Below are 15282 nucleotides of genomic sequence, written 5' to 3'. Positions count from 1 at the left end.
TCGCCTCAGCGGCTGCGCGCAGATGACGCGTCGCCGTCATCTGCGACGTGCACGGGGATGGAGCCCGTCTCGGCGGTCGCGACCGCGAGATCGCCCTCGAGACGCTGCGCGCGCATCCGCTCGATGTTGTTCTGCCGGGTGAGGGGCTTGTTCGGGAGGAAAGCGATCGCCACGAGGCTCAGGACGGCCAGGGGCACGCCGATGAGGAACGCGTGCGAGATCGCCTGAGCCGAGGCGTCCTCGATGATCACCGCGATGGCCTCGGGCATGTCCCTCGTGACCGGGAGGGCGCCCGACTGGAGCTGGGCGAGGATGGCCTGGCCCTGCTCGCCGAGGCTCATCACGGCGGCGCCGATCTCCTGTGCGCGATCCGTCAGCTGCTGGGTCATGCTCGCTGCCAGCACCGAGCCCATGACGGCGACGCCGGCGGTGCCGCCGACCGTGCGGAAGAAGTTGACGCCCGAGCTGGCGACGCCGATCTCCTGCGGCTTCGACGTGTTCTGCACGACGAGGACCAGGTTCTGCATGGTCATGCCGGTGCCCGCTCCGAGCAGGAACATGTACGTGCCGACGAGCCACAGCGACGTGTCGTACGCGAGCGTCGACAGCAGGCCCGTGCCCGCGATCATGAGCACGGCGCCCACGACGAGGTAGCTCTTCCAACGGCCGAAGCGCGTGACGAGCTGCCCCACGACGGCCGACGCCACGAGCATGCCCGCGGCCATCGGGATCGTCAGCAGACCCGCCTCGGTCGGGCCGTAGCCGCGGGAGATCTGCATGTACTGGCCGAGGTAGACGGAGGTGCCGAACATCGCCACGCCGATCGAGATCGACGCGAGCACCGCGAGCGTGAACGTGCGGTTGCGGAAGAGCGTGAGGGGGATGAGCGGCTCGGCGACGCGGAGCTCGACGAGCACGAACGCGACGGCCGCGATCAGCGCGATGCCGACCATCCATGCGGTCTCCCAGCTGATCCATCCGTAGTCCGACACGTTCGTGATCCAGACGAGGAGCACACCGGCCGAGACGCTGAGGAGCACGATGCCGAGGTAGTCGATGCGCACCTTCGCCGCGCGGATCTGCTCGATCCGCAGTGTCCGCAGGAGCACGGCGAACGCGATGACGCCCAGCGGGACGCCGACGTAGAAGTTCCAGCGCCATCCGATCGTGTCGGTCATGACGCCGCCGAGCAGCGGGCCGCCGACCGTCGCGACAGCCATGACGCCCGCGAAGAGGCCCATGTACTTGCCGCGCTCGCGCGGGCTGATGATGTCGGCCATGAGCACCTGGCTGAGTGCGGCCAGACCGCCGCCGCCGAGGCCCTGGAGGGCGCGGAAGGCGATGAGCATCTCGGCGCTCGTGGACATGCCAGCACCCGCGCTCGCGAGCACGAAGACCGCGAGGGCGATGAGCATGAGGGTCTTGCGGTTGACGAGGTCGGCGAGCTTGCCCCAGATCGGGGTCGAGATCGCCGTGGTCAGGAGGGTGATCGTCACGACCCAGGTGTAGGACTCCTGGGTGCCGCCGAGCGCCGGGACGATGATGGGCAGCGACGTGCCGACCACGGTCGTGGAGACCATGGAGCAGAACATGGCGAGGAGGAGGCCCGAGAGGGCCTCGAGCACCTGGCGGCGGGACATCCGCGCCGCGGGCGCCTGTGCGGGGGTGGGTTGCGCGCTCATACGCACCTTTCGCGATCGTGTCCGGATTGGCATGACGGCGTCGGCATGCAGAAGTTGAAGAAAGTCAACGATATCGAGAACGTTGACAAACCGCAACTAATTCCCCGGATGTCGGTGCGTGTGGTGTTGGGGTGGGGTGCGGTGCATGTCTCGGTTGGTGTGGGTATGGGCTGCCGATTGCCGCGGCGGGTGAGACATGCCTGGTTCCGGTATCGGTGCGTGTCTCGCTTGGTGCCGGTATGGGGTGCCGATAACGACGGCGGGTGAGACATGGCGGCGCGGCGCGTGAGATATGGCAGCCACCCCCCCCGCGGCCACCCGGCACACCGCCACCCGGGCGTGCGACTCGGCGCGTCAGTCGGCGAGTGCCAGTGCCCGATACGCGGAGCGCTGGAGTGCGCGCTCGCGCGGAGTGAGCGGCGCGGTCGCTGCGGCCTCGGGCCGGCGCGGCGGCTCGTTGCCCGTCGTGCGTCGGTACAGCTCGTCGATGAGGGCGGTCGCGAGCTTCACGAGCCGCGAGATCTCCGCGTCGTCGCGGTCGATCCAGACGCACTTCGGCTCGTCGTGCAGCGGCTGGAAGTCGCGGTGCTCCTCCCAGGCGAAGAGCGTCCGCTCGGCGCCGAGCACGTGCTGCTGCCACCACACCTGGCGGAGGTACGAGCGCGGGATGGTGCGCCACGTCTTGTTCGTCGTCTTGATCTCGGCGAGCAGGATGCGGCCGCTCTGGTCGACGGCGATCCCGTCGGGGGTTGCGAGATGGCGCTTCTCGATCGTCGCGTGGAAGAGGGCGCTGGACGGCTGGATGCCGTGGGTCGCGGCGACCCACGAGGCGATCTCGGGCTCTCGGCGCCGCCCGTGGTCGGTGTACGCGTTGCCGCCGAACGACGAGCCGCGCAGCTTCTGCTCGGCGGCGCGGGGGATGACCCGCTCGCTCGTGATCGTCGCGATGTCGGTCGCGGTGATGCCCTGCGACCGCGCCCGTAGCCAGGCCACCCTGTCGCGGGAGTCCGCGACGATCCGGGCGGCGAGTTCGGGGGTCACCTCTCGACCCTAACCCCGCCCCCTGACGGCGTCCCGACCGGACATGCGGGTTCGGCGGACTCGGTGCGGAAGGTCCGCTCCCGTCGATTTGGCCCAGGCCCTCGAGTCGGGTACGCTGGTCCGAGCCGAAGACCGCCGGTCATCGCCGTGTGCGCAAGCACGTGACGATCGAAGCTCTGCACTGCAGGGGCCCGCGCAGGTGTCACGAACGTATCCCGTGAGAACGGGAACCGAGCTCCGTGCGCTTGCGCCGGAGCTCTTTCTCATGTTCGGGGCGGGTGGCGCGGCCGGTGCCCCACCTCCGTGGAGCACCTCAGGACAATCAAGGAGTGGCCATGGCGCAGAAGGAAGCATCGGTCGCCGAGCTCACGAAGCAGTTCGAGAGCTCGACCGCCGTTCTGCTCACCGAGTACCGCGGTCTGACGGTTGCCGAGCTCAAGGAGCTCCGCAACGCGATCCGTCAGGACGCGGAGTACGCCGTGGTGAAGAACACGCTGACCAAGATCGCCGCGAACAACGCGGGGATCACGGCGCTGGACGACGACCTCAAGGGTCCGTCGGCCGTCGCCTTCGTGCACGGCGACCCCGTCGCCGTCGCCAAGGGTCTGCGCGCCTTCGCCAAGGCACACCCTCTTCTCGTGGTGAAGGGCGGCTACTTCGATGGCACCGCCCTCAGCCCTGAGGAGGTCAGCAAGCTCGCTGACCTCGAGAGCCGCGAAGTCCTGCTCGCCAAGGTCGCGGGCATGATGAAGGCCTCGATGTCGAAGGCTGCCGCCCTCTTCCAGGCGCCGCTGTCGAAGACCGTTCGCACGGTCGAGGCGCTGCGCGAGAAGCAGGAGACCGCAGCCTGATCAGGCTGCGCGGAAGCAACCCCGAAACCCCGAAAAAGTAGGAGAAACATCATGGCGAAGCTCAGCACCGAAGAGCTGCTCGACGCGTTCAAGGAGCTCACGCTCATCGAGCTCAGCGAGTTCGTGAAGGCCTTCGAGGAGACCTTCGACGTCACCGCTGCTGCCCCGGTCGCCGTTGCGGCCGCTGGCGCCCCGGCTGCGGGCGGCGACGCTCCGGCCGAGGAGGAGAAGGACTCGTTCGACGTCATCCTCGAGGCTGCCGGCGACAAGAAGATCCAGGTCATCAAGGTCGTCCGCGAGCTCACCTCGCTCGGCCTCGGCGAGGCGAAGGCTGTCGTCGACGGCGCTCCCAAGGCTGTCCTCGAGGGCGCCAACAAGGAGACGGCCGACAAGGCCAAGGAGGCCCTCGAGGGCGCCGGCGCGACCGTCACCCTCAAGTAAGTCTTCTTCTCGAAGCTTCTTCGCGAAGGCCCCGGGTTCGTCCCGGGGCCTTCGTGCGTCTGCGGACGTTACGGGTCCGTGACTGTCAAGTGATTGTGGAAGCGCTCCTATGGCTCCTAGCTTGGAGGGCACAGCCTTTCCACAGAGAAGATGCTCGAGATAGGAGCAGACGATGAAGACTGCAGGACGCAAGCGGATCCTCCTCGCGGCGAGCGGGCTGGGGATCGCCGGTCTCGCTCTCGCGGGATGCACGAGCGGCCCCGGAGCATCGGATGGCGGCGGAGACGGGGGCGGTGGCGACGGCGGAGACGCCCAGGTCACGGTCTACGGCACGATCGTCGACGCGGAGGCGGAGCTCCTCGAGCAGTCCTGGGCGGACTGGGAGGAGGAGAGCGGCATCGACATCGTGTACGAGGGCTCGCAGGAGTTCGAGGCGCAGATCGCCGTTCGCGCGCAGGGCGGCAACCCGCCCGACCTCGCGATCTTCCCGCAGCCCGGCCTGCTGTCCGACATGGCGAGCCGCGGCTACCTCATGGAGGCGCCCGAGGGAGTGGTCTCGAACCTCCGCGAGTACTGGGCAGAGGACTGGGAGACCTACGCCTCGCATGACGGCACGATCTACGGCGCGCCCCTCATGGCGAACGCGAAGGGCTGGATCTGGTACCAGCCCGGCGTGTTCGAGGAGCACGGCTGGGAGGTCCCGACCGACTGGCAGGGCCTGCTCGACCTCACGCAGCAGATCCGCGACGAGACGGGCGAGCCGCCGTGGTGCGCGGGCTTCGGGTCCGACGCCGCGACCGGATGGCCGGGCACCGACTGGATCGAGGACCTCGTCCTGCGCCAGGCCGGCCCCGAGGTCTACGACCAGTGGGTCGCGAACGAGGTCCCCTTCACCGACCCGCAGATCAAGGAGGCCTTCGACGCGACGGCTGAGATCCTCCTCAACCCCGACTACGTCAACGCGGGCTTCGGCGACGTGGCCTCGATCGGCTCGACGCCCTTCGGCGACGTGGCGAACGCGCTCGTCTCGGGCGACTGCCTCCTGACGCACCAGGCGTCGTTCCTCGACGGCTTCATCGTCGAGGCCGGCGGCGAGGTCGGCGAGGATGGCGATGTCTGGGCGTTCATGCTGCCCCCGGTCGACGCGGGCGCCGGCCAGATGATCACGGGCGGCGGCGAGATCGTCGGCGCGTTCAGCGACGACGAGAACGTCGTCAAGGTGCAGGAGTACCTGTCGAGCCCCGAGTGGGCGAACTCCCGCGTCTCGCTCGGCGGCGTGATCAGCGCGAACAACGGGCTCGACCCCGAGAACGCGCAGAGCCCGATCCTCAAGGCGGCCATCGAGATCCTCCAGGACGAGGAGACGACGTTCCGCTTCGACGGATCCGACCTCATGCCCTCCGCAGTCGGCGCCGGCACGTTCTGGACGGGCATGCGCGACTGGGTGAACGGCGCCTCGACCGACGACGTCCTGGAGCAGATCGAATCGGGCTGGCCGGAAGAGTAACGGCCGGACATGAAAGCGTTTCTCGACTGGCTGAGCACGCTCTCGCCGTGGCTGGAGATCCCGATCATCATCGGGGTGTTCCTGCTCGCGGTCGGCATCCTGCTCTTCTTCATCGAGATCGCGCCGCGCGCGGGCCGGGTGTACACGTACATCCGGCTCGCCGCGTGCGTGCTCTTGCCCCTGGCCGTGATGTGGATGCTCCAGTCCTACTGGTGGGCGATCATCGCGGCCGGCGTCCTCGGCCTGCTGTTCTTCTGGCTCGACTACCGGTCGAAGCAGGGAGCCGGCTATCTGTTCCAGCTCGTCGGATTCCTCGCGCCCGCCCTGATCCTGCTGCTCGTCGGCCTCGTCTTCCCCGTCATCCAGACGTTCGGGCAGTCGATGTTCAATGCGAGCGGATCGCGCTTCATCGGACTCGACAACTTCATCTGGATCTTCACGCAGCCGCAGGGCATCCGCACGATCGTGAACACGATTGTCTGGGTGCTCATCGCCCCGATCGTGTCGACGGTCGTGGGCCTCGTCTACGCGTACTTCATCGACAAGACGCGCGGGGAGAAGGTCTACAAGATCCTCGTGTTCCTGCCGATGGCGATCTCGTTCGTCGGCGCGTCGATCATCTGGCGCTTCATGTACACGGCTCGGCCCGCGGACGCGGAGCAGATCGGCTTCGTCAACCAGATCATCGTCTGGTTCGGCGGCAGCCCTGTCCCGTTCCTCCAGGTGGAGCCCTGGAACACGCTGTTCCTCATCGTCGTGTTCGTGTGGATCTACACCGGATTCGCGATGGTCGTGCTGTCCGCGGCGATCAAGGGCGTGCCGACCGAGCAGCTCGAGGCGGCTGAGCTCGACGGAGCCAACGCGTACGAGCGCTTCATGAACGTCGTCGTGCCGGGCATCCGGCCCTCCCTGATCGTGGTCCTCACGACGATCGCGATCGCGTCCATGAAGATCTTCGACATCGTCCGCACGATGACCGCGGGCGCGAACAACACCTCGGTGCTCGCGAACGAGATGTACTCGCAGTTCCGCAGCTTCGAGGCCGGACGGTCCGCGGCGTACGCCGTGATCCTGTTCGTGCTCGTGCTCCCGCTGGTCATCTACAACGCGCGACAGCTCAAGGCACAGAGGGAGGTGCGCTGATGACCGCGACCGAGCTCGTGACGACGGCGGGCAAGCCGTCGAGGAAGCGCGCGCTGAGCGACACCAAGCGCCGCCTGACGAACCCGTGGGCCACGGTTGCCGCGCTCGTCATCGCGGTGCTGTGGACCATCCCGACGTTCGGCGTGTTCGTGTCGTCGTTCCGTCCGCGGGTGGAGATCCAGACGACCGGATGGTGGACGGTCTTCCAGAACTGGGGCTGGACGTTCGACAACTACGTCGAGGCGCTGAACACCTCGACGGGCGGCCTCACGATGCTGGGCTCGTTCGTGAACTCCTTCGCGATCACGCTCCCGGCGTCGATCATCCCGCTCATCATCGCGACGCTCGCGGCGTACGGGTTCGCCTGGATGGACTTCCGCGGCAAGAACCTGCTGTTCGTGCTCGTGTTCGCGCTGCAGATCGTCCCGATCCAGATGGCCTTCATCCCGCTCCTGCAGCTGTTCTCGCGCGGAGAGCTGTTCGGGGTCCCGGTCATCCAGGCGGTGGGGTCGTCGGGCTACGCGCAGGTGTGGATCGCGCACACGATCTTCGGACTGCCGCTCGCGATCTTCCTGCTGCACAACTTCATCGCGCAGATCCCGGCGGATGTCATCGAGGCGGCCCGCGTGGACGGCGCGGGGCACGGGCAGATCTTCTTCCGCATCGTGCTCCCGCTCAGCATGCCGGCGATCGCGTCGTTCGCGATCTTCCAGTTCCTGTGGGTCTGGAACGACCTGCTCGTGGCCTTGATCTTCGCGGACGGCAACGTGGCTCCGATCACGAAGCTGCTCGCGCAGATGACAGGGTCGCGCGGTCAGGACTGGCACCTGCTCACGGCCGGCGCGTTCATCGCGATCATCGTGCCGCTGCTGGTGTTCCTCTTCCTGCAGCGCTACTTCGTCCGCGGCCTGCTGGCGGGCTCGGCGAAGGGATGACCCGCATGACGAAGGGCCCGCCGGACGGCGGGCCCTTCGTCATGCGTCGGCCCGCTCAGCCGGTGCAGCCGAGGCGCGTCTGGATCGACTGCATGGCCGCGATCTCGGCCGTCTGGCCCTGGCCCATGCTGCGCGCGGTCTGGATCACGCGCTCGTCGCTGCCGAGCTCCACGACGGCGTCCGTCATCTCGATCGCGCCCGCGTGGTGACGGATCATGAGCTCGAGGAAGAGGCAGTCCCGAGCCGAGCCCTCGAGCGAGGCGAGCCGGTCGATCTCCTCGGCCGTGGCCATCCCCATCGCCGCTTCGAGCTCCTCGGCGGATGCCGTCGCGCTCGCGCCGTGGTCGTGTCCGGTTCCCGACATCCACGACATGAGCGGGTCGCCCGCCTGGGGCAGGCCCCACGCCACGAGCCATCCGTACATCTCGCCGCGCTGCGCCGCCTGAGCCGTCGCGATGTCGTACGCGAGGGCGCGGAGCTCGTCGTCGTCGGTCGCGCGGTACTCGATCATCGCCATCTCGACGGCCTGCGCATGATGCACCTGCATGTCGCGCGCGAAGCCGGCGTCCGCGGCGTTCGGCCCGCCGCCCGAGCCGGTCGCGTCGGAGAGGTCGTCGAACGTCGTGAAGCGGCCGATCGCGAACGCGAGGCCCGCCACGAGCACGACCGCGATCACCACGAGCGGCCAGGGGATGCCCGTGCGCGCGGTCGGGCCGTCGGACTCCGTCATGCTCAGCTGAGCTTGCCGGGGCCGTCGATGGCGCCGGTGCATGCGGCGCCCGGCTCCGGCACGTTCTGGTTGCGCCAGTACTCCTCGAAGAACTCCGCGATGCGCTCGTCGTCGACCGAGTCGACCTTGAGCTGCGCGTTCCAGGCGCTCACGGCGACCGGCGTACCGAGGTCGGGGTACGGCGAGAGGATCGCGTAGCTCGACGGCAGGTAGCCCTTGAGCGTCTCGAGCTCCTCGTCGCTCACGAGCTCGGGGTCGTACGTGACCCACACCGCGCCGTGCTCGAGGGAGTGCACCGCGTTCTCGTTCTGCTGCGGCTCGCTGTAGACGCCGCAGTTCAGCCAGTACACGTTGTGCGGGCCGCCCGCGGGAGGGGTCTGCTCGTATTCGACGGTGCCCTCGACGTGCGTGTTCGTGTTGGAGAAGGTCTCGACCCCCTCGATCTCCGCCCCGTCGCCGCCGATGCCGTACTCGGCGACATTCGGACGCGGCGTGAAGACGAACGACGCGACGATCGCCCCGATCACGGCGACCGCCGCGACCGTGCCGACCGTCCACCAGACGAGCTTCCCGCGCTGGCGCTTCTTGAGCTGCCGCTGGTACTCGGCGAGCTTCTCCTGACGCCGGGCCTCGCGCTGCTGCTTGACCGTCTGCTCGATCTCGGCCTGGCGGGCGGGGTTGCCGCTGGACTTCTGGGGGCGCTTCTGCGTCGACACGCTCCGATCCTATGCGGCTGAATGCGCGCGCCGCTGGGAGAATCGGGCCGGGAACCTGGGCTTCCGCCTTGCGCTGCCCGTCCCCCTCGACCCTAGGATTGAGGACGTCCCCTTCGCGCGGATCCTCCCGGGCGTCGTCTGGGACTTCTTTCTTTCTCCGCACACCTCGTCCGCGAAAGCAGCGACGCTCACGATGACTCACGAAGACCGTTCCCCGCGCGACGAGCACGGGCACCACCCGCACACGGGCAGCATCCCCACCGCCACGGGCCTCATCCCGGTGCCCACGGGGACCATTCCGCTGCCCGACGCCGCGCGCGCGGCAGCGGGGGAGATGCCGCGCACGCATCGCGGTGACGCGCTCTCGAGCGGCCGGCGCCTCGCGTACGTCCTCCTGCTCGGCGCGCTGACGGCGCTCGGCCCGTTCACGATCGACCTCTACCTGCCCGCGTTCCCCCTGCTCGAGCGCGATTTCGAGACGACGAGCGCGGCCATCCAGCTCACGCTCACGGGCACGATGATCGGCTTCGCGCTCGGCCAGCTCGTCGTGGGCCCGCTGAGCGACAAGTTCGGCCGGCGGGTTCCGCTGCTCATGGTGACCGCGCTGCACGTGCTCTCGAGCCTCGCGGCGGCCTTCGCGCCCACGCTCGAGCTGCTCGGCGCCGCGCGCGTGCTGATGGGAATGGGCGCGGCCGCGGGCGGCGTGGTGGCGATGGCCATGGTGCGCGACCTGTTCGGCGGGCGCCGCCTCGTCATCATGCTGTCGCGGCTCGCGCTCGTGACGGGGGTCGCGCCCGTCGTGGCGCCGCTCATCGGCTCAGCGCTGCTCACGGTCATGCCCTGGCACGGGATCTTCCTCGTGCTCGCTGCGTACGGCACGGTCATGCTCCTGTGCGCGATCTTCGCGCTGCCCGAGACCCGCCCCGCGTCCGACCGCATCTCGCACGAGACGGTGTCCGTGTGGCACCGCTATCGCGTCGTGCTCACCGACCGCGTGTACCTGGGCGTGCTCGTGATCGGAGCGATGACCTTCTCGGGGCTCTTCTCGTACCTGTCGGCGTCGTCCTTCCTGTTCCAGCAGTCGTACGGCTTCACCGAGGTGCAGTACGGCCTGCTCTTCGCCTCGAACTCGGTCGGCCTCGTGATCGGCAACCAGGTCGCGGCCCGTCTCGCGGCGCGGTTCGGGCCGCAGTGGGTGCTCGCGTACGCGACCGCCGTGCTCGTGCTCGCCTCTGCCGGCATCATCGTCGGCGACCAGCTCGGGCTCGGCGTGTGGGGCGTCGTGATCCCGCTGTTCGTCTTCATGACGACGTGCGGCTTCACCTTCCCCTGCGCGCAGGTGCTCGCGCTCGACCGGCACCCCGAGGCGGCCGGCACGGCGGCGTCGGTGCTCGGCGCGACGAACAACGGGATCGCGGGCGTCATCTCGCCGCTCGTCGGCGTGATCTCGGCGGCCTCGGGCATCACGGGTACCACGATGGCGTCGGTGATGCTCGGCTGCTCGGCCATCGCCGTCCTCTCGCTCTGGCTCGTCGTCCGCCCGCGCTCGCTCGGCCTGCTCGCCGACTGACCGCACGCCTGCGCCCGAACGGCGCGGGCGTGGGCAGAATGGGGCGATGGGGATGTCGCGTCGGGCCATGCTGTGGTGGGGGATCGGGCTCATCGCGGCGGCCGCGCTGCTCGGCTGGGCCACGGTGCTGCACCGCGATCCCTTCCCGATCGACACGTGGTGGGCAGGCGTGCTGCCCGAGGCCGATGCGGGCGTCCGCCTGTGGTTCTCTCTCCTCCTCGACCGGATCGGCGGAGGGTGGTGGGCCATCCTCGTCTTCCCGCTCGGGATCGGGGCCTTCCTCCTCGCAACGCGCCACCGCTGGGGAGCCCTGTACTTCCTCGTCGCGACGGCTGCCAGCGCGGGGTTCGTGCAGCTGCTCAAGCAGCTCTACTCGCGGCAGCGCCCCGAGGACATCCTCGTCGTCGTCGACCACGGTTCATTCCCGTCGGGGCATGTGGCCAATGCCGCCACGGTCGTGTTCGCCCTGTGGGTGCTCTTCCCGCGATGGTGGATGGCCACGGTCGCGGTGATCTGGACGCTCTCGATGGCGTTCGCGCGCACGTATCTCTCGGCGCACTGGGCGAGCGACACCGCGGGCGGCGCGCTCGTCGGGGCCGGGGCGGCGCTGGTCGTCGCCGCGCTCCTGAACGCGCGTCTCCTGCGAGATCGCGACCGCATCGCTGAGCGGCGGGAGCAGTCGGAGAGGCTCGCCCGGTCGTAGGGCGGGACACAGCGCAGGAGTCCGGTCGGAGGCGGAGCCTGCTGCCCGCGCGATCCTGGGGGTGAGCGCGCGCCGGGCCCGGGGAGTTCCTGCGTCGTGTCCCGCGTCGGGCGACCCGCGCTGGCTAGGCTGTGGCCATGAGCCCCGAGAACGCTCCTGACGCCGCTGCCGCCGAACTCGAGAGACTGCGCGCGGAGGCCGCGGCCGCCGAAGCCGCTCTCAAGGCCGCGGAGGCCCGCGCGAAGCTCGCCGCCGCGGAGGCCGCCGCGGCACGTGCCGGACGGTCGGATGGCGACGAGCCGGCCGCCGAGGACGATGCCGAGCCGCCCGCCGCGGACGAGCCATCTGCGGAGCCCGAGACATCCGCGGAGCCCGAGCCCGAACCATCCGCCGAGCCCGAGCCGTCCGCTGAGCCCGAGCCCGAGCCATCCGAGGAATCCGCGAAGCCCGCGGCGTCTGACGGGCCGCTCGACGCGGGCGACGTGCAGCGCATCGTCGACGGCTACGCCTTCGAGGGGGAGACGCTCGACATCGGCGCCCTCGTGAACGGGGAGCCGCTCGCCGACGCGCAGATCCGGATCCCGCTCGCGATGCTCAACCGGCACGGCCTCGTCGCCGGAGCAACGGGAACGGGCAAGACCCGCACTCTGCAGGGGCTCGCGGAGCAGCTCGCCGCGAAGGGTGTGCCCGTGTTCGCGGCCGACATCAAGGGCGACCTCACGGGCATGGCGACGCCGGGGGAGCCGAGTGACAAGCTTCTCGCCCGCACGAAGGGCATCGGCCAGGACTGGAAGCCCGAGGCGGCGGCGGTCGAGTACTTCGCGCTCGGCGGGATCGGCACGGGCGTGCCCGTGCGCGCGACGGTGACCGGCTTCGGGCCGCTCCTGCTGTCGAAGGTGCTCGGCCTCAACGACACGCAGGAGTCGAGCCTCGGGCTCGTCTTCCACTACGCCGACGAGAAGGGCCTGCCGCTCGTCGATCTCGCCGACCTCCGCGCGGTGCTGCAGTACCTCACGAGCGACGAGGGCAAGGCCGAGCTCAAGGGGCTGGGCGGCTTGTCGTCGGCGACCGCCGGCGTCATCCTGCGCGAGCTCATCACGTTCGCCGAGGGCGGCGCCGACGTCTTCTTCGGAGAGCCCGAGTTCGATGTGCAGGACTTCCTGCGGACGGCCGAGGATGGCCGTGGCATCGTCTCACTGCTCGAGGTGCCGGGCGTCGCCGATCGACCGGAACTGTTCTCGACGTTCCTCATGTACCTCCTCGCCGAGCTCTTCGAGCTGCTGCCCGAGGTCGGCGACGTCGACAAGCCCAAGCTCGTGTTCTTCTTCGACGAGGCGCACCTGCTCTTCAAGAACGCGTCGAAGGACTTCCTCGCGGCGATCACGCAGACGGTGCGGCTCATCCGCTCGAAGGGCGTCGGCGTCTTCTTCGTCACGCAGACGCCGAAGGATGTCGATGGCGACGTGCTCGCGCAGCTCGGCTCCCGCGTGCAGCACCAGTTGCGCGCCTTCACGCCGGATGACGCCAAGGCGCTTCGCTCGACGGTCGGGACGTATCCGAAGTCGGGCTACGACCTCGAGCGGGTGCTGCAGGAGCTCGGCACCGGAGAGGCGATCGTCACCGTCATGAGCGAGAAGGGTGCGCCCACACCCGTCGCGTGGACGCGCGTGCGCGCACCGCAGGGGCTCATGGACGCGTCGCCCGCCGCTGTCGTGGAGCAGGCTGTCGCGTCGTCGACGCTCCTGCCCAAGTACGGCGAGCCCGTCGATCGCGAATCCGCGTACGAGATGCTCACGGCGAAGATGAACGCCGCCGCCGAGGCCGCGGAGGCCGAGGAGAAGGCACTCGAGAAGGCGAAGGCCGACGCCGAGTACGAGAAGCAGAAGGCCGCGATCGAGAAGAAGGCGCAGCAGGAGTACGACCGCCTGCTGAAGTCGACCAAGAGCCGCACGACGACACGGCGCACCACGCGGTCGAGCAGCGACCGCGTGGTCGAGCGGGTCATCGGCTCGGCGGCGACGACCCTCGTGAACAGCGTGATCCGGGGTCTGTTCGGCAACAGCCGCCGGCGCTGAGGATGAAAGCCCTGCCCGCCCCGTGTCGGGGCGGGCAGGGCTTCCACCATCAGCTCAGGACGGGATGAGCCCGAGCTCGCGCACGGCGGTGCGCTCGTCGGCGAGCTCGGCGACCGACGTGTCGATGCGGGCGCGCGAGAAGCCGTCGATCTCGAGGTCGGGCACGATCCGCCATCCGCCGTTCTCCGTCTGCACGGGGAAGGACGACACGAGTCCCTCGGGCACGCCGTAGGACCCGTCGGAGACGACCGCCATCGAGGTCCAGTCGCCTTCGGCCGTGCCGTCCAGCCAGTCGCGCGCGGCATCCACCGTGGCGCTCGCCGCGGACGCTGCGGACGACGAACCGCGGGCCTCGATGATCGCCGTGCCCCGGTTCGCGACGGTCGGCAGGAACTCGCTCTCGACCCACGGACGGTCGACGAGCTCGAGCGCGGGCCGGCCTGACACCACGGCGTGCGACAGGTCGGCGTACTGCGTCGCGGAGTGGTTGCCCCAGATCGTCATGCGCGAGATCTCCGACACCGGCGCGCCCGTCTTGAGCGCCAGCTGCGCGAGAGCGCGGTTGTGGTCGAGGCGGGTCAGGGCAGAGAAGCGCTCGGCCGGGATGTCGGGCGCGTTCTGCTGCGCGATCAGCGCGTTCGTGTTCGCGGGGTTGCCCGTGATGAGCACGCGGATGTCGTCGCCTGCGACGTCGTTCAGCGCCTGACCCTGGGCCGTGAAGATCGCTCCGTTGGCGGAGAGGAGATCGCCGCGGGTCATCTCGGCCGTGCGCGGGCGGGCGCCGACGAGGAGCGCGAGGTCGGCTCCGTCGAACGCGCGCCGCGCATCGTCGGTGATGTCGATCCCGGAGAGAAGGGGGAATGCGCAGTCGACGAGCTCCATCGCGACGCCCTCCGCCTTCGGCAGCGCGGGCGTCACCTCGAGCAGGCGGAGCTCGACCGGGCGGTCGCCGAGACCGCCGCTCGCGAGACGGAAGAGGAGGCTGTAGCCGATCTGACCGGCCGCGCCCGTGACGGCGATGCGAAGAGGTGTGACCATGACTCGACGCTACCGGTCGGTCGGTGCCTCCGGCAGGGCCGAGCGCAGCGGGCGGCGCAGGAACCGGTCGGCGATCTGCATCCCGATCCCGCCGTCGAGCAGCACGCCGTGCTTGGCGCCCTTGATCACGGTCAGTCGGGCGCCCGGGATGCGCGCGTCGAGGACCCGGGCGTTCTCGACCGGCGTCAGGGCGTCGAGCTCGCCGTGCAGCACGAGCGTCGGGGCCGTGATGCGCGGCAGGTCGTCGAGCGTGTCGTGCGCGCGGCTGGCGCGATGGTGCCGGGCGAGGGCGGTGCGGTCGCGGCCGACGGCGAGGAGCCGCACCAGGTCGTCCTGCGCCTCGTCCCAGAAGACCGACGCGACCTCCTTCCGGTCGCGCGAGCGGATGGCGCGGTCGGCTTCGTCGGAACGCCGCGGGCCGTGCGCGTCGCCGGTCGACGTCGAGACGAGCACGAGCTTGCGCACGCGCTCGGGATGGTCGATCGCGAGCCACTGGGCGACACGGCCGCCCATCGAATGCCCGACGACGTCCGCTCGCTCGATGCCCGCATCGTCGAGGATGTGCACGACGTCGTCGGCGAAGAGGCGCGTCGTGAAGCGCTCGGCCTCGCCCAGTTCGCTGTCGCCGATGCCGCGGTGGTCGAAGATCACGATCTGCCGATCGCGGAGCAGTCCGGGCCCCACGATCTGCCACGACCGGTGATCGACCGCCTGACCCGCGATGAGCACGAGCGGTGCGCCTTGCCCCGCGGTCCAGTACGCGAGCCGGATGCCGTCGGCCGCGGTCGCATCGTGCCGCACCCACTCGGGCCCGTAGGGATTGTCCGTCACTCGGACGAGGGTAGCCGGG

14 protein-coding genes are annotated in these 15282 nt (G+C 69.6%); 8 read left to right on the top strand and 6 right to left on the bottom strand.

Annotated elements, in window-relative coordinates:
- Window positions 1–5: 5 nt before the first annotated feature.
- Entirely contained in the window at window positions 6–1682 is a 1677-nt protein-coding gene (locus M1D46_RS15530) for an MDR family MFS transporter (RefSeq protein ID WP_455969432.1), read from the bottom strand.
- 354 nt (window positions 1683–2036) lie between these two features.
- Window positions 2037–2723: a YqaJ viral recombinase family protein gene (locus M1D46_RS15525; protein ID WP_421075423.1), complete on the bottom strand. Its 687-nt coding sequence runs from the start codon at window positions 2721–2723 to the stop codon at window positions 2037–2039.
- Window positions 2724–3058: 335 nt separating this feature from the next.
- On the opposite strand from M1D46_RS15525, the gene rplJ reads away from it, so the two are divergent.
- The 5 genes from rplJ to M1D46_RS15500 all read left to right on the top strand — a co-directional run bounded on the left by rplJ (window position 3059) and on the right by M1D46_RS15500 (window position 7600).
- A complete protein-coding gene (gene rplJ, locus M1D46_RS15520; RefSeq protein WP_271173631.1) occupies window positions 3059–3574 on the top strand; it encodes a 50S ribosomal protein L10 in 516 nt (171 codons plus the stop codon).
- Window positions 3575–3625: 51 nt separating this feature from the next.
- Window positions 3626–4015 carry a 50S ribosomal protein L7/L12 gene (rplL, locus tag M1D46_RS15515; RefSeq protein ID WP_271173630.1) on the top strand — a complete coding sequence of 130 codons (390 nt, stop codon included), beginning with the start codon at window positions 3626–3628 and terminating at the stop codon, window positions 4013–4015.
- Between the two features lie 172 nt (window positions 4016–4187).
- Window positions 4188–5522 (top strand): ABC transporter substrate-binding protein, encoded by a 1335-nt coding sequence (locus tag M1D46_RS15510; protein WP_456286006.1) that lies wholly within the window; start codon window positions 4188–4190, stop codon window positions 5520–5522.
- Window positions 5523–5531: 9 nt separating this feature from the next.
- On the top strand, window positions 5532–6665 hold the full coding sequence (locus M1D46_RS15505) for a carbohydrate ABC transporter permease (RefSeq protein WP_271173628.1): 1134 nt from the start codon (window positions 5532–5534) through the stop codon (window positions 6663–6665).
- Window positions 6665–7600 (top strand): carbohydrate ABC transporter permease, encoded by a 936-nt coding sequence (locus tag M1D46_RS15500; protein ID WP_271173627.1) that lies wholly within the window; start codon window positions 6665–6667, stop codon window positions 7598–7600. The genes M1D46_RS15505 and M1D46_RS15500 overlap by 1 nt, the downstream gene beginning before the upstream one ends.
- A 55-nt stretch (window positions 7601–7655) precedes the next feature.
- Here M1D46_RS15500 and M1D46_RS15495 read toward each other — a convergent pair whose 3' ends face one another.
- Together M1D46_RS15495 and M1D46_RS15490 are read right to left on the bottom strand one after the other, a co-directional pair.
- A complete protein-coding gene (locus tag M1D46_RS15495; protein WP_456286005.1) occupies window positions 7656–8330 on the bottom strand; it encodes a DUF305 domain-containing protein in 675 nt (224 codons plus the stop codon).
- Window positions 8331–8332: 2 nt separating this feature from the next.
- The gene (locus tag M1D46_RS15490) at window positions 8333–9046 is read right to left on the bottom strand and encodes a DUF3105 domain-containing protein (RefSeq protein WP_282979456.1); all 714 of its coding nucleotides are present in this window, start codon (window positions 9044–9046) and stop codon (window positions 8333–8335) included.
- Between the two features lie 334 nt (window positions 9047–9380).
- Here M1D46_RS15490 and M1D46_RS15485 point away from each other — a divergent pair, with 334 nt between their 5' ends.
- From M1D46_RS15485 to M1D46_RS15475, 3 genes are all read left to right on the top strand, one after another.
- A complete protein-coding gene (locus M1D46_RS15485; protein ID WP_456287181.1) occupies window positions 9381–10616 on the top strand; it encodes a multidrug effflux MFS transporter in 1236 nt (411 codons plus the stop codon).
- Between the two features lie 46 nt (window positions 10617–10662).
- Window positions 10663–11319: a phosphatase PAP2 family protein gene (locus M1D46_RS15480; protein ID WP_456286004.1), complete on the top strand. Its 657-nt coding sequence runs from the start codon at window positions 10663–10665 to the stop codon at window positions 11317–11319.
- 137 nt (window positions 11320–11456) lie between these two features.
- The gene (locus M1D46_RS15475) at window positions 11457–13394 is read left to right on the top strand and encodes a helicase HerA-like domain-containing protein (RefSeq protein WP_456286003.1); all 1938 of its coding nucleotides are present in this window, start codon (window positions 11457–11459) and stop codon (window positions 13392–13394) included.
- A 54-nt stretch (window positions 13395–13448) separates the two neighbouring features.
- Here the strand turns inward: M1D46_RS15475 and M1D46_RS15470 are convergent, their stop codons facing one another.
- Together M1D46_RS15470 and M1D46_RS15465 are read right to left on the bottom strand one after the other, a co-directional pair.
- Window positions 13449–14432 (bottom strand): malate dehydrogenase, encoded by a 984-nt coding sequence (locus M1D46_RS15470; protein WP_456286002.1) that lies wholly within the window; start codon window positions 14430–14432, stop codon window positions 13449–13451.
- A gap of 9 nt (window positions 14433–14441) precedes the next feature.
- A complete protein-coding gene (locus M1D46_RS15465) occupies window positions 14442–15263 on the bottom strand; it encodes an alpha/beta fold hydrolase (protein WP_456286000.1) in 822 nt (273 codons plus the stop codon).
- Window positions 15264–15282: the final 19 nt, after the last annotated feature.

The sequence above is a fragment of the Microbacterium sp. JZ70 genome (genome assembly GCF_053903225.1).
This window is presented reverse-complemented; position numbering and strand designations above follow the sequence as displayed.

Coding starts and splice junctions, on each gene's coding strand:
- M1D46_RS15530 (WP_455969432.1), bottom strand. CDS start 1,682: ATGAGCGCGCAACCCACCCCCGCACAGGCGCCCGCGGCGCGGATGTCC.
- rplJ (WP_271173631.1), top strand. CDS start 3,059: ATGGCGCAGAAGGAAGCATCGGTCGCCGAGCTCACGAAGCAGTTCGAG.
- rplL (WP_271173630.1), top strand. CDS start 3,626: ATGGCGAAGCTCAGCACCGAAGAGCTGCTCGACGCGTTCAAGGAGCTC.
- M1D46_RS15510 (WP_456286006.1), top strand. CDS start 4,188: ATGAAGACTGCAGGACGCAAGCGGATCCTCCTCGCGGCGAGCGGGCTG.
- M1D46_RS15505 (WP_271173628.1), top strand. CDS start 5,532: ATGAAAGCGTTTCTCGACTGGCTGAGCACGCTCTCGCCGTGGCTGGAG.
- M1D46_RS15500 (WP_271173627.1), top strand. CDS start 6,665: ATGACCGCGACCGAGCTCGTGACGACGGCGGGCAAGCCGTCGAGGAAG.
- M1D46_RS15495 (WP_456286005.1), bottom strand. CDS start 8,330: ATGACGGAGTCCGACGGCCCGACCGCGCGCACGGGCATCCCCTGGCCG.
- M1D46_RS15485 (WP_456287181.1), top strand. CDS start 9,381: ATGCCGCGCACGCATCGCGGTGACGCGCTCTCGAGCGGCCGGCGCCTC.
- M1D46_RS15480 (WP_456286004.1), top strand. CDS start 10,663: ATGGGGATGTCGCGTCGGGCCATGCTGTGGTGGGGGATCGGGCTCATC.
- M1D46_RS15475 (WP_456286003.1), top strand. CDS start 11,457: ATGAGCCCCGAGAACGCTCCTGACGCCGCTGCCGCCGAACTCGAGAGA.
- M1D46_RS15470 (WP_456286002.1), bottom strand. CDS start 14,432: ATGGTCACACCTCTTCGCATCGCCGTCACGGGCGCGGCCGGTCAGATC.